The sequence below is a fragment of the Allobosea sp. 01N443 genome (genome assembly GCF_056399325.1).
In genome coordinates this window covers 88,116-100,519 of sequence record NZ_JBFTRC010000004.1, presented here as the reverse complement: position 1 = coordinate 100,519, position 12,404 = coordinate 88,116, and the positions used below count along the sequence as shown (strand labels likewise).

General features: G+C 64.9%; 13 protein-coding genes. 3 read left to right on the top strand and 10 right to left on the bottom strand.

The window, feature by feature from the left end; all coding sequences use genetic code 11:
• Nucleotides 1–62: 62 nt before the first annotated feature.
• Nucleotides 63–1,307, bottom strand: a complete 1,245-nt coding sequence (locus AC1DRP_RS02685; protein ID WP_441504451.1) for an aminotransferase-like domain-containing protein — start codon at nt 1,305–1,307, stop codon at nt 63–65.
• A 153-nt stretch (nt 1,308–1,460) separates the two neighbouring features.
• Between AC1DRP_RS02685 and AC1DRP_RS02680 the strand changes: the two genes are divergently transcribed.
• Entirely contained in the window at nt 1,461–1,985 is a 525-nt protein-coding gene (locus AC1DRP_RS02680; RefSeq protein ID WP_441504450.1) for an Lrp/AsnC family transcriptional regulator, read from the top strand.
• Between the two features lie 113 nt (nt 1,986–2,098).
• Nucleotides 2,099–4,090, top strand: a complete 1,992-nt coding sequence (locus AC1DRP_RS02675) for a methylmalonyl-CoA mutase family protein (RefSeq protein WP_476767730.1) — start codon at nt 2,099–2,101, stop codon at nt 4,088–4,090.
• A 111-nt stretch (nt 4,091–4,201) separates the two neighbouring features.
• Here AC1DRP_RS02675 and AC1DRP_RS02670 read toward each other — a convergent pair whose 3' ends face one another.
• Complete coding sequence (locus AC1DRP_RS02670) at nt 4,202–4,822, bottom strand: DnaJ domain-containing protein (protein ID WP_476767729.1); 621 nt, start codon at nt 4,820–4,822, stop codon at nt 4,202–4,204.
• Between the two features lie 176 nt (nt 4,823–4,998).
• Nucleotides 4,999–6,636, bottom strand: a complete 1,638-nt coding sequence (locus tag AC1DRP_RS02665; protein ID WP_441488060.1) for a M14 family metallopeptidase — start codon at nt 6,634–6,636, stop codon at nt 4,999–5,001.
• Nucleotides 6,637–6,752: 116 nt separating this feature from the next.
• Between AC1DRP_RS02665 and AC1DRP_RS02660 the strand changes: the two genes are divergently transcribed.
• A complete protein-coding gene (locus AC1DRP_RS02660; protein WP_476767728.1) occupies nt 6,753–7,025 on the top strand; it encodes a BolA family protein in 273 nt (90 codons plus the stop codon).
• A gap of 20 nt (nt 7,026–7,045) precedes the next feature.
• Here AC1DRP_RS02660 and AC1DRP_RS02655 read toward each other — a convergent pair whose 3' ends face one another.
• The 7 genes from AC1DRP_RS02655 to AC1DRP_RS02625 form a co-directional block, all read right to left on the bottom strand.
• Nucleotides 7,046–8,242, bottom strand: coding sequence for an MFS transporter (locus AC1DRP_RS02655; protein WP_441488058.1), 1,197 nt, complete (start codon nt 8,240–8,242; stop codon nt 7,046–7,048).
• Nucleotides 8,243–8,251: 9 nt separating this feature from the next.
• Nucleotides 8,252–9,421, bottom strand: coding sequence for an acetyl-CoA acetyltransferase (locus tag AC1DRP_RS02650; RefSeq protein ID WP_476767727.1), 1,170 nt, complete (start codon nt 9,419–9,421; stop codon nt 8,252–8,254).
• 275 nt (nt 9,422–9,696) lie between these two features.
• Nucleotides 9,697–10,212: a DUF1801 domain-containing protein gene (locus AC1DRP_RS02645; protein WP_441504448.1), complete on the bottom strand. Its 516-nt coding sequence runs from the start codon at nt 10,210–10,212 to the stop codon at nt 9,697–9,699.
• Nucleotides 10,213–10,217: 5 nt separating this feature from the next.
• Nucleotides 10,218–10,448: a hypothetical protein gene (locus AC1DRP_RS02640; protein ID WP_441488055.1), complete on the bottom strand. Its 231-nt coding sequence runs from the start codon at nt 10,446–10,448 to the stop codon at nt 10,218–10,220.
• A 48-nt stretch (nt 10,449–10,496) separates the two neighbouring features.
• Nucleotides 10,497–10,907: an SRPBCC family protein gene (locus AC1DRP_RS02635; RefSeq protein ID WP_441488054.1), complete on the bottom strand. Its 411-nt coding sequence runs from the start codon at nt 10,905–10,907 to the stop codon at nt 10,497–10,499.
• Nucleotides 10,904–11,227 (bottom strand): ArsR/SmtB family transcription factor, encoded by a 324-nt coding sequence (locus AC1DRP_RS02630; RefSeq protein ID WP_441488053.1) that lies wholly within the window; start codon nt 11,225–11,227, stop codon nt 10,904–10,906. Before AC1DRP_RS02630 ends, AC1DRP_RS02635 begins: the two co-directional genes overlap by 4 nt.
• A 263-nt stretch (nt 11,228–11,490) precedes the next feature.
• Nucleotides 11,491–12,393, bottom strand: coding sequence for an EamA family transporter (locus AC1DRP_RS02625; RefSeq protein ID WP_476767726.1), 903 nt, complete (start codon nt 12,391–12,393; stop codon nt 11,491–11,493).
• Nucleotides 12,394–12,404: the final 11 nt, after the last annotated feature.

Below are 12,404 nucleotides of genomic sequence, written 5' to 3'. Positions count from 1 at the left end.
GAAGGCAGAGAACCCGGATCGTCGCTTTGCTCCGTCCGGGCGGGCATTCAATGAGCGCGAGCTCAGGCCGCCCGTCCCGAACGCCTGCCAAGATAGCGCTGAACAGCCCGCTCCAGCCGGCGCACGCCCTCGGCAAGAACCTCTGGCGAGGAGCGCGTGAAGTTGACACGCATCGCGCTGTTGAGCGCCCCATCGGGATCGAACACGCTGCTCGGCACGAAGGCGACCTTTTCCTCGAGCGCGCAACTGTAGAGTTCGTTGGTGTCGATCTCGTTGGACTTCGCCCGCATCCAAACGAACATGCCGCCGGGCGGGATATCCCACTCGAACCATTCGCCGAGATGGCGCGAAGCGGCGGCACAAAGAGCATCGCGCCGCTCGCGATAGGCTGCGACGATGCGCGGAATATGGGTGGCCTCAAAGCCGCTTTCGAGCAGTTCGAGCGCAACCGCCTGGGTGAACATGCTGCTGCTGATGTCGGTCGACTGCTTGGCGAGCGCCAATGTCGCGATCATCCCGGCTTCGGCCACGATCCAGCCGACGCGCAGGCCGGGCACGAGGCTTTTGGACAGCGTTCCCAGATAGATCACCGGGCCATCATAGGCCCCATCCGGATAGCGCGCGGCATGGGCGGCGAGAATGCTGGGCCCGGCCTCGCCATCGAGCTGCAGCGGCAGATAGGGATCGTCCTCGACCAGCCAGGTGCCGGCCTCGAGAACCTTGTCGAGCAAGGCCGCACGCTCGGCCTGGCTGACGAGCACCCCAGTCGGGTTGGAATAGTTCGGYACGGTATAGACGAACTTGGCCTGGCGCAGTGCCAGGTCGAAGCCGGGCCGTTGCAGGCTCCAGTCCAGCCCCTCATAGCGCGGGTGGCGCGGTCGCCAGGCATCGAGCGCGCCGAGATAGGTCGGGAATTGATTGACGATCAGGTCGCCCGGATCGATCAGCGCCTTGCCGATCAGGTCGAGCCCCTGCATCGCCCCTGTCGTCAGCAGCACATTCTCCGGTCCGAACCGCCTTCCCGTGCTGGCCGTGACGCGCTCGGCGATGGCCTGGCGCAACGCCGGCAACCCCTCGACCGAGCCGTATTCGAGCGCGACGGCGCCCCAGCGTTTCAGCGCCCGCTCGCTTGCGGCAGCGATCGCATCCACGGGGTAGAGCTCGGCCGCTGGCAGTCCGCCGGCAAGGCTGATGATATCGGCCCGCCCGCCGATCGCCATGAACTGCTGGGTGATGCTATTGCCGGATTTGAACCACTGCGAGAGCGCAGGACGTGCTGCCGGCAGCTGGGCATTCGATATCGCCATGACGCTTGAACCACCTTCGTTTCAGCCGGGCACGATGTCCTTTGAGCGACTATAACAGTCGCGAAGTGAGAGAATCCGTGCGATGTTCCGGCCTGCTGCGTTTCCTTTGCGGATAATCGCCATTAACCCGCAATTCCGGAGTGAAAATCACTCATGATCGAATTGGACCGGATCGACCGAAGGATCCTGGCCGCACTTCAGGATAACGGTCGGATTTCAACTCTCGAACTCGCCGAGAGAGTCGGCCTTTCGCCGACGCCATGCAGCCGCCGGATCAAGCGGCTCGAAGACGCCGGCGTCATCGAGGGGTACTCGGCGCAGATCAGTCCGACTGCGCTCGGTTTCGGCATCTGCGTGATGGTGAGCGTGAAACTGGCCAAGCAAAGCCCGGATGCGGCAAGCCAGTTCATGACCGCGATCCAGGGCCAGCCCGAGATTACGGAATGCCTGCTGGTCACCGGCAATGTCGACTATCTCTTGCGCGTCTGGGTCAGGGATATCGAGGCGCTCCGCACCTTCATCAGCGCTGCATTGCAGGCGATTCCCTGCGTCGCGGAGACCTCGACCATGGTGATCCTCGACACGCAGAAATCCAACCAGCTCCTGGAGGTAGCCAGCCACGCACCAGGCAGGAAACCACGGTTCAGCCAGCCCAGGCATGCGCCCGGCAGCGTGTAGCGCCGACTCATCCGAAGGTCGGAGACGACTTGCGCGGCCCTCTGGCGTTATCTTCGCCGCAGTGCAACATTGAGATTGCATTGGGTCCAGGGTGGAACGGCAAGGGAGCGGCGATGAACGCGATCGGCCCAATCGGCGACAAGCCGGCGCAGCGTGAGAAACCCTGGATTTTCCGCACCTATGCGGGCCATTCGGACGCGGCCGAGTCGAACAAGCTCTATCGCACCAATCTCGCCAAGGGACAGACCGGCCTGTCCGTCGCTTTCGATCTGCCGACCCAGACCGGCTACGATCCCGACCATGTGCTGTCGCGCGGCGAGGTCGGCAAGGTCGGTGTGCCGATCAGCCATCTCGGCGACATGCGGGCTCTGTTCGACCAGATCCCGCTGGCGCAGATGAACACCTCGATGACGATCAACGCGACCGCCGCCTGGCTGCTCTCGCTTTACGTCGCGGTTGCCGATGAGCAGGGCGCGCCGCGCGCGACGCTGCAAGGCACGACCCAGAACGATCTCGTCAAGGAATACCTGTCGCGCGGCACCTATGTGTTCCCCCCGCGCCCCTCGATGCAGCTGACCACCGATATCGTCGTGTTCACGGCGCGTGAGCTGCCGAAATGGAACCCGACGAACGTCTGCTCCTATCATTTGCAGGAAGCGGGCGCCTCGCCGGTGCAGGAACTCTCCTATGCGCTCGCGACCGCGATCGCGCTGCTCGACTCGATTCGGGCCCAGCCGGAGGTCAGCGAAGCGGAATTTCCGGGAATCGTCGGGCGCATTTCGTTCTTCGTCAACGCCGGCATGCGCTTCATCACCGAACTCTGCAAGATGCGGGCTTTCGTCGATCTCTGGGACGAGATCACGCTGAAGCGCTATGGCGTGCAGGAGGAGGCGATGCGCCGCTTCCGCTACGGCGTGCAGGTCAATTCTCTTGGCCTGACCGAGCCGCAGGCCGAGAACAATGTCTACCGCATCCTGATCGAGATGCTGGCAGTGACGCTCTCGAAGAAGGCACGCGCGCGGGCCGTTCAGCTTCCGGCCTGGAACGAGGCCCTGGGGCTGCCCCGCCCCTTCGACCAGCAATGGTCCCTGCGCATGCAACAGGTCCTGGCCTACGAGACCGACCTGCTCGAATTCGGCGACATCTTCGACGGTTCGGCGGCAATCGACGCCAAGGTCGAGGAGTTGAAGGCCGCAGCCCTCGACGAACTCGCGAAGATCGATGCCATGGGCGGCGCGCTGGCCGCAGTCGAGTCCGGCTACATGAAACAGGCGCTGGTCGAGAACGGCGCACGCCGCATCGAGGCGATCGAGCGCGGTGAGCAGATCGTCGTCGGCGTCAACAAGTTCACCACCAGCGAGCCCTCACCGCTCTCGGCCGGAGAGGGCAATGTCGTCACCGTGCCGGATTCCGTCGAGATGGAAGCCATCGGCCGGCTCAAGGCCTGGCGTTCGGCCCGCGACGACAAGGCAGCACAGGCTGCGCTCGCGGAGCTCTCGGCAGCCGCCAAGGAAGTCCGAAACGTCATGCCGGCCTCGATCGCCTGCGCCAAGGCCGGCGTCACTACCGGCGAATGGGCCCAGGCCCTGCGCGAGATCTTTGGCGAGTATCGCGCCCCGACCGGCGTCGACACCGGCAAGCGGGGCGACGATCCCGGCCTTGCGACCGTCAAGGCCGCGGTCGCGCGCGCGACCGAAAAACTCGGACGCCCACCGCGCTTCCTCGTCGGCAAGCCTGGCCTCGACGGTCACTCCAACGGCGCCGAGCAGATCGCCGTCCGCGCCCGCGATGCCGGCATGGCGGTGAACTATGGCGGCATTCGCCAGACCCCTGAGGAGATCGTCACGCAGGCGCAGGAGACCAAGGCCGACATCATCGGCCTCTCGATCCTTTCCGGTTCGCATCTGCCATTGGTGCGCGATGTCACGGCCCGGCTGCGCGTCGCCGGCATGRCGATCCCGGTCGTGGTCGGCGGCATCATCCCGCCCGATGACGAGAATGCCCTGCGCAACATGGGCGTGGCCGCGGTCTATACGCCGAAGGATTTCGCCTTGGACGGGATCATCGCGGATGTCGCCGGGCTCGCGGCGAAAACGCAGAAATAGGGCACTCGGCGCGCCATCGGCAAACCCGCCGGGGGTAGATGGGCGAGCCGGCGCACCGGCAGCGCAGCAGGTTACGTCACATGATCATCCCGGAGGGCCCGATAGGTCGTCTCAGACCAGCCCCGTGGTCTTCAGCTGCTGATACGCCTTGAGGATCTCCTGCAGCGTGCCTTCGCGCGAGCGGTCGCCGCCATTGGCGTCGGGGTGGAAGCGCTTCACCAGTTCCTTGTAGCGCGCCTTGATCGCGACGGAATCGGCCGTGTCGTCCAGCCCAAGCGCATCGAGCGCCTTGCGCGCCACGGCGCCGACGCGGGGCTCCGGCTTTGCAGCCTGCTGCTCCCTGCGCGTGCCAAAGATGTTGAAACCGTCCTGCACCTCGGGCCCGGCATCGCCGGCAGCCGCCGCGCGTCCGCGCTGCGACATGCGTGCCGCCTTGGAATTGACGCCGAGTTTCCAGGTTGGCCGGTGGCCGATCTCTTCCTGCTTCTGATAGGCGGCGAGCGCCTCGTCATTCATGCCGGAGAAGTAGTTATAGGTCGCGTTATAGGCCTTCACATGTTCGAGGCAGAACTGGAAGAACTGGCCTTCCCGCCCCCTGCCCTTCGGCGCGCGGAACTCACCGGCGCGCTGGCACCCGGAATGGTCGCAGCGCACAGCCACAGTCTCGACCACCTCTTCCGCCTCGGAAGGGCCGATCCTGATCCGGTCGAAAAGGCGARAATTGAAATTCATGGTCTCTCGGTTATGCGGGCGGAAAGCCAAACGGACAAGCTCTGCACGACAGGCGCTGTCAGGCGCCTGCGGCGGACACATTCGAAACGCTGCAGAGATCGGCCCCGATCGCGTCAGAATCCCAGCAATCCGGGTGGCCGTCAATGCGTCCTAGATAATGACGCGCTGCGCCAGTCTCAACGGCTGCATGCGGGATCACCGCCCGAAGCCAATATCGGCCTGGCCCCACGCGGCACGCGGTAGATCGGAGCCTCGCCCGAATCCGCCGCGACCTCGACCAAGCCGACGCCGACATGAGAGCCCGGAGAATCCGGCTCGAATGAGGCGGCGATGACATTCGCCCCCGATTGCGTCATCGGCACGAAGACTGCGGTCGCCGGAACGTCCAGCCGGCGCGGCCTGAGCTCGACCTTCACCGCCTGGTCCGGATTGATGTTCTCGCGATCGGCCTTCTTCACCGTCCCCTTCTGCTCGACGACGAAGGCCTCGACATCGAGCGAAGCCGGCCCGCCCAATGCGCAGACGGCGATGCCCTTCAGCTTCAGGGCTTCAACCGCAGGCTGGCCCGAGGCCAGCACGATATAGCCTTCCGGCCGCACCCGGCGCCCGGTGATCGTCACCTGGCGCGAGTCGCGGAAATCGACTTCCGTCGGCATGTCGGAAGCGGTGTCGGGATTGACCAGCGGGATCGCCATCTTGACGGTGGCAATGCGGTGGCCGACGACCAGCTCGCCTTCGTTCTTCGCCAGTTCGCCGCGCGCAGCCGCGACCGCCTGCAGCACCGCCTTGTCATTGGCGGCGACCGTATCGAGAACCGACCGGGAAATGACGTAATGCGTCGCGATGCGCCGCTCCAGGTTCTCGAGTTTGAGGCCGACGCCGCGCGTCTCGATCAGAAAGGAGACCGCGCCCGAAAGTCCGAACAGGTTGCGCGCGATGCCGGGCGCATTGCCGCCCATCGAGACGACCTTGTCGTCCTTGTTGTAGCCCGTCGTGAAATACCAGAAGGAGGAGAGCCCCTTCTCGGCCATTGCCTTGTCCATCGCAGGCTTGACCAGCTCGGACGCGAGCTTCGTCGTCTGCTGTGGCACGGCCGGATTGGTCGCGTAGAGGATCATAGCATCGGCGGCATTGAGCCCGCCGAACTTCTCGAGCCAGCGATTGGCGACTGAGAACTCATGCACGTCGACGATGACGTCGGGCGGCAGCTCGGCGAGCTTGGCATGCAGCGCCTTCGTCTCCGGCAAGGTCAGCAGCAGGTGATCACGGTTGAGATCAAAGCCGTTGGCACCGGTGCGCTTGTCGGCCGCTGCCCCGTCAGGGTTGGTGCGCGGCACGATCACCACCACCAGCTTGTCGAGCACGGCCTTGAGGTCGGTCGTGGCCAGATCATTGGCGAGTGCGAGCATCGCTTCACCACCGGCCGGCTCGTTGCCGTGCTGCTGGCCGACGAACCAGACGATGGGCCGCCCCAACGCCCTGAGCGCCGCCGCATCCTTGGCGCCTTCCTTGGAGAAGATCAGATAGGGCAGATCACGTCCCTGCTGCGACGTGCCAAGCGAGCCGAGCACGACCTGGGCCGGCGCCTTGGCGGCGAGATCGGCAACGAAGGCGTCGAGCTCGGCCTGCGTGGTCAGCCCGGGCGTGCCGCGTGTCAGCGACGGCGTCGCCAGCGGGATCGGCACGGATTTGTAGCGGGCAAGCACGGCCTCGCTCTGCTTGTAGTCGGCGACCTTGCCCTCCTCCTGCGCCAGAGCGGGAGCGGCTCCGAGCAGCGTCAACAGCCCAAGAGCGAACGCCGTTCTCGTCTTCATCCCAACCTCCAGCGAAATGCCGCATTCACCTGACACCAGGCGGCGACTATGAAACGGCGACGGAGACCGGACAAGCAATCCGCGATTGCTGACGGCCCAGCGGAACGAGGCGACAGATGACCAGCATGGCGGAACGCATCACCAGCAAGCTCGATTCGGCACTGGCGCCGGAGCATCTGCGTGTCATCGATGAATCGCATCAGCACCAGGGCCATGGTGGCTGGCGCGAGGGCGGCGAGACGCATTTTCGCGTCGAGCTCGTTTCCTCCGCCTTTGCCGGCAAGAGCCGGCTGGAGCGTCATCGCCTCGTCAACGCGGCGTTGGYCCAGGAACTGGCCGACCGGGTGCATGCGCTGGCGATTGTCGCCAAGGCACCGGGAGAGGCCTGAGCCGATCAGCTCTTGGCCGATCAGCTCTTGCCCGGCCGCTCCGGCATGAAGGCGTAGATCGCGCTCGGGACGAGCAGCAGCGCCGCAAAGCCCCAATGGAGATGGGCAAAGGTGGTCGCGGCGTCGAGTCCGGCCTGGCGCTGCTCGGCGATGAACCAGCCCGAGCCGGACTGGATCGCCGCTGCGCCTGCAATGAACAGGAAATTGATGCAGGTCATGCCACGCCCGATCAGGTGCTCGGGAAAGAACAGCCGTGCATGCGCCATCAACACCGCATAGGTGAACCCCGTCGCGCCGATGAGCGCGAACAGGCCGATGGCCAGCGCCGAATGCGCATCCCCCCAGAGTGCCAGGGCGATGAAACAGAACGCGGTCAGCACCGTCCCCCACAAGACCAGCGGCTTGCTGCGGCCGAGCCGCTGTTCGAGCCCACCATAGAGGAAGGCGCCCGCGATCATGGTCATCGCCATCGCCGTTGCGACATGGCCGCTGGCGATCGCATCGAAACCGTGCACGCCGCTCATGAAGGGCGCAATCCAGAGACCGCGGATCGTCGCGATGATCGCGTAGCCGGTGAGGGTGATCGGCGCGAGCAGCCAGAGCGGACGGAGCGCGAGAATGCTCCGCAGCCCCTTGAGCAGGCCTTCGTCACCGCCTGAGGCCGCCTTGGCCCTGGGCGGATCACGAACCAGCGCGGCGGCGACCACGGTCGCGGCCAGGAAGCAGGCGGCCACGACCAGCATCGACGGCCGCCAGCCGAAGCGGGCAGCCGCGACCGCCAGCGGGCCCGCGCCGACGAGATTGCCGATCGAGCCGAGGCCGATAAAGGCCGAGGTCAGGAAACCGAAGCGCTTGGGATCTTGCGTGCGTGCGAACAGGAACAGCGCAGACATGAAGATCGGCGAGCAGCCAAGCCCGAGCATCGCCATGCCGAGCGTGCCGGTGACAGCGTGGGTCGCCGTCGCGAAGAGGAAGGCGCCGGCCGAGCCGATTGCCATCGTCACGGCGACGGTCCGGCGCGGCCCCAGCCGGTCGAGCGCCCAGCCGACCGGGAACTGCGCCAGGGCGAAGGTTATGAACCAGGCCGCGCCCAGAAATCCCAGCTCGCGCGGCCCGATCCCCAGATCCGTCATCACCGGGCTGGCGATGACGCTCAGGAAGGATCGGTAGAAGATCGAGAGGATATAGGCCGGCAGCAGCGCCAGGAAGATCGTCACGTCAGACGGTCACTTGATCCGCTCGAGCACCGAGACATAGTTGGCCACCGCAGCCCCACCCATGTTGAAGATACCGCCCAGGCGTGCGTCCTGGACCTGCATGCCTTCGGGCGCCTCGCCAGTGAGCTGCATAGCGCTGAGCACATGCATCGAGACGCCGGTCGCGCCGATCGGATGGCCCTTGGCCTTCAGGCCGCCGGAGACATTGACCGGCAGCTTGCCGCCCTTCTGCGTCCAGCCTTCCTTGATGGCGCGGGCGCCCTCGCCTTCTTTCGTCAGGCCCATCGCCTCGTATTCGATCAGCTCGGCGACGGTGAAGCAGTCATGCGTCTCGACGAAGGAGAGATCATCCAGCGTGACGCCGGCATCGGCGAGCGCCTTCTTCCAGGCTTCGGCACAGCCGTCGAATTTGAGGATGTCGCGCTTCGACATCGGCAGGAAGTCCTGGACATGGGCCATGCCACGGAAGCCGACGGCCCGGCGCATTTCCATCGCCGTCGCCTGATCGGCCAGTACCAGCGCGGCAGCGCCGTCCGAGACCAGCGAACAATCGGTGCGCTTCAGCGGCCCGGCGACATAGGGGTTCTTCTCGCTCTCCTCGCGGCAGAAGGCGAAGCCGAGATCCTTGCGCATCTGCGCATAGGGGTTCTCGACGCCATTCTTGTGGTTCTTGGCCGCGATCATGGCGAGTGCATCCGACTGATCGCCATGGCGCTGGAAATAGGCGGCGGCAATCTTGCCGAACACACCGGCGAAGCCACCGGGGGTCTCGCCATCTTCCGGCAGATAGGAGGCCTTGAGCAGGAATTTGCCGATATCGGCCGAAGGTGTCTTGGTCATCTGCTCGACGCCGACGACGAGCACGATCTTGGCATCGCCGGCCTTGATGGCGCGCACGCCCTGGTGCACGGCGGCCGAGCCGGTCGCACAGGCATTTTCGACCCGCGTCGTCGGCTTGAAGCGCAGCGCCGGGTCCGCCTGCAGCACGAGCGAGGCCGTGAAATCCTGGGCGGAGAAGCCTGCATTGTAGTGGCCGAGAACGATCTCATCGACCTGTTCGGCGGGAATGCCGGCATCGACCAACGCGTCCGTCGCCACGCGGACGATCAGGCTCTCGATGGTTTCGGCATCCTGCTTGCCGAACGGCGTGTGGGCCCAGCCGACGATTGCAGCGCTCATGACGACCTCTCAGAGTAATGTGCAGTTACACTTATCTGCGCCCGACCACGGTATCGTTCAAGCCGGAAACAGCGCAATCCGGCCGTGCGCAGAAAGGGGGACTGCCCGCGAAGCCCCGCTCGTAACGATATAGCGCGTTGCCGCCCATGAGGGGAGAGGATGAGCCTGTTCGCGCATTCTGCGCCGGCTCTCTGCATGACGCTGGAGACTGTGCTGGGCTTGCCTGGTCGAGCTTTCCGCGTCCACCTGTGCCCGCGGCACGTCCAACTGACGGCCTACATTTTCTCGCCGGGCAGCTGACTGGCTTGTTTCACCCAAGCGGCGAACTGCGCCTCGTCGAGTTCGCCCTCATGGATATCGAGATAGCGCACGTCCTTCTGCTTGGACGCACCGAGCGGAACAGGGCTCAGCGATGCGCCGCGGAAGAACGCAACTTTCACGTATGTCGTGAGGCAATGAAAGCCGAGGAACCAGCCTTGGTCCTGACCCTCCACTCCGTAGAAGGGCGAATTCCATTTGACCGCCTTGCGCGCCCCGGGAACGGTGCGCTCGATGATGGCATCGAGGCGGCGTCCGACGTCGCTTTTCCAGCCCGGCATGGCCGCGATATAGGCCTGCACGGGGGCGTCACCATAGCCCTTGGCAATCTGGGGATTGCCACCCGAAAGCAGGACGACTTCGCCCGGCTGCGCCTTCAGCGCCGATCTGCGCGGTCTGGCCCGCTTCTCGAGAACCGGCTCGGCGGCCTCGTTCTCCGTGGCCTGCTCCGGCTTTCTGGACATCCCAGTCATCATCTTCACTGCTGTCTGGCGGTGCGTCGGCCGCCGCCCGATTTGGCGGCATAGGGCAGCGCGAACATGTAGAGACCGGTGGGCAGAAGCACGAAGAGCGGGAACAGCGGCAGGAAATACACCCACTCGGCAGGCTGCTTCCCAAGGCCCAAGGCGATGAAGATCGCGATGACGACCACCGTAAAAATAATCGACATCCAGCGGTGGATCTGCCGAATCCAGTCGTTCCAGTTCATTGGGACCTCCTCTGAGGGCAAGGTGCAGCGGATCGGGCGACGCAGACGTCAATCCGTCCGMGCCATGACCTCTTCCAGATTTCCAAAGAACCGCGGCCAGCCAGCCATTGCTCCCCGGTAATAGGGCTGCTGGTCCGGCCTGAACCCCGTCTGCTCCATGCGCAGAAAGGTCCCGGTGCTCGTAGGGATGAGCGTCCAGGTGACGACGCTCTCGAGATCCTTGGTGTTCCACGTGTAGGTCAGCGTCTTGTGCGGCTCGATCGCCTGAATTTGACACTCGACGACGCCCCAGTCCGCGCTGAGATTGAACCGGTGGCCCAGATCTGGCTTGAAGTTGTTCTTCATCAGCCACTCCTCGATGAGATGCGGTTGCGTGAGAGCGCGCCAGAGCTTTTCCGGCGGATGGGCTATCTCACGCTCGACAACGACCGAGAGCGTTTCGGTCGACGTTTCGTTCATTGGTCCATCCTCTTCAGCAGGTCTTCGAGGTCGTCGAATTTACTGTGCCAGAACCCGGCCATTTGGTTCGTCCAGTCGATCAGCGGGCCCAGGGCGCCGATTTGCGCGCTATAATGCGTCTGACGCCCTTCATGGCGATCCCGCACCAGCCCGGCCTGCTTCAGAATGCCGAGATGCTTTGAAACGGCCGGCTGCGAGATCCCGGCTTGGGCTGTGAGTGCCCCGACCGTCTGCTCACCTTCGCGACACAGCCGTTCGAAAATGCCCCGCCGCGTCGGATCGGCGAGCGTCCTGAAGAGCGCGTCGTGAGCGTTCAGCATCGGAACCCATAACTCATTGGCTATTGATTTGACTCATAACCGCCGAGATATGCGTAGGTCAAGCGCGGTGCTATCGCAGCACCATGATCGGTCACAGGAACCACCGGACATGTCGTACGGAGAGGCAGCCTCGCCACCCGTTGCGGCGCGGCTGTTCATCGGTCAGCCGGCACATATCGGCGCTGGGTCGAACCTGTCAGGCACCCAAGATCGGCCGTGTCCGCAAGATAGTCGCCCAAGCGGTTCCGTGGAGCGGCGGCCGGCTAAATCGCCAGCATCAGGAGCAGGCCGACACCGAAGACGATCATTGCCATGCCCAGCAGTTCGCGCCGCGTCGTACCTTCCGAGAACATCTTGCGCGAGGCGATCTGCGCCAGTGGCACTTCGATCAAAGCCAGGGTCCGGACATTGGCCGCCGTCGTCAGCGAGAAGCCGATGAACCAGAACTGCGAAGCCGCCGCGCCAAGGAAACCCGCCGTCAGCGAACGGCGCCAGTTCTTCAGGCTCAGGACCAGCGCCTTGCGGTTGGCGATCAGCATGTAGAGCGTCAGGATCAGTGTCTGCAGGCCCAGCCCCAGAGCAAGGGTCGTCGTCGCCCGGATCAGGAAGTCGCCATCCGRCAGAGACTGGATCGCGCCGCGATAGCCGATGGCCGACAGCGCGAAGCAGGCGCCTGAGCCGATGCCGAGCAGCGCGGGACGCAGGCCCGCCCGGCTCAGCTTTTCGCCCGGCTTCCAGGAAACCAGGACGACACCGGCCGTTGCGATCACGATCGCTGCGAATTTCGCCGGGCTCAGCGCATCCCCGAGCAGCAGCGCTCCGAAGACCGCCACCTGGACTGGCTCCGTCTTGGTATAGGCGGTGGTCACGGCGAAGGAGCGCTCTCTCATCGCCGCCAGCATCAGGGCCGTCGCCGCGATCTGGGTCAGCGCGCCCCAGCTCGTGATGCCGAGCGTCGCAAGGCTGATCTGCGGCGGCAGGCGCCCCAGGCCAAGGCAGACGAGGAGCAGGAACAGCAGCGCGAAGGGCAGACCGAACAGGAAGCGCACCTGCGTCGCGCCGACGACGCCGATCACCTCCGTCAGCGAGCGCTGGGTGAGGTTGCGCGCCGTCTGCAGCAGCGAGGCGACGATCGTTGCCGGGATCCAGAAGAGGGTAAAGCTCACGCGGGCATCCG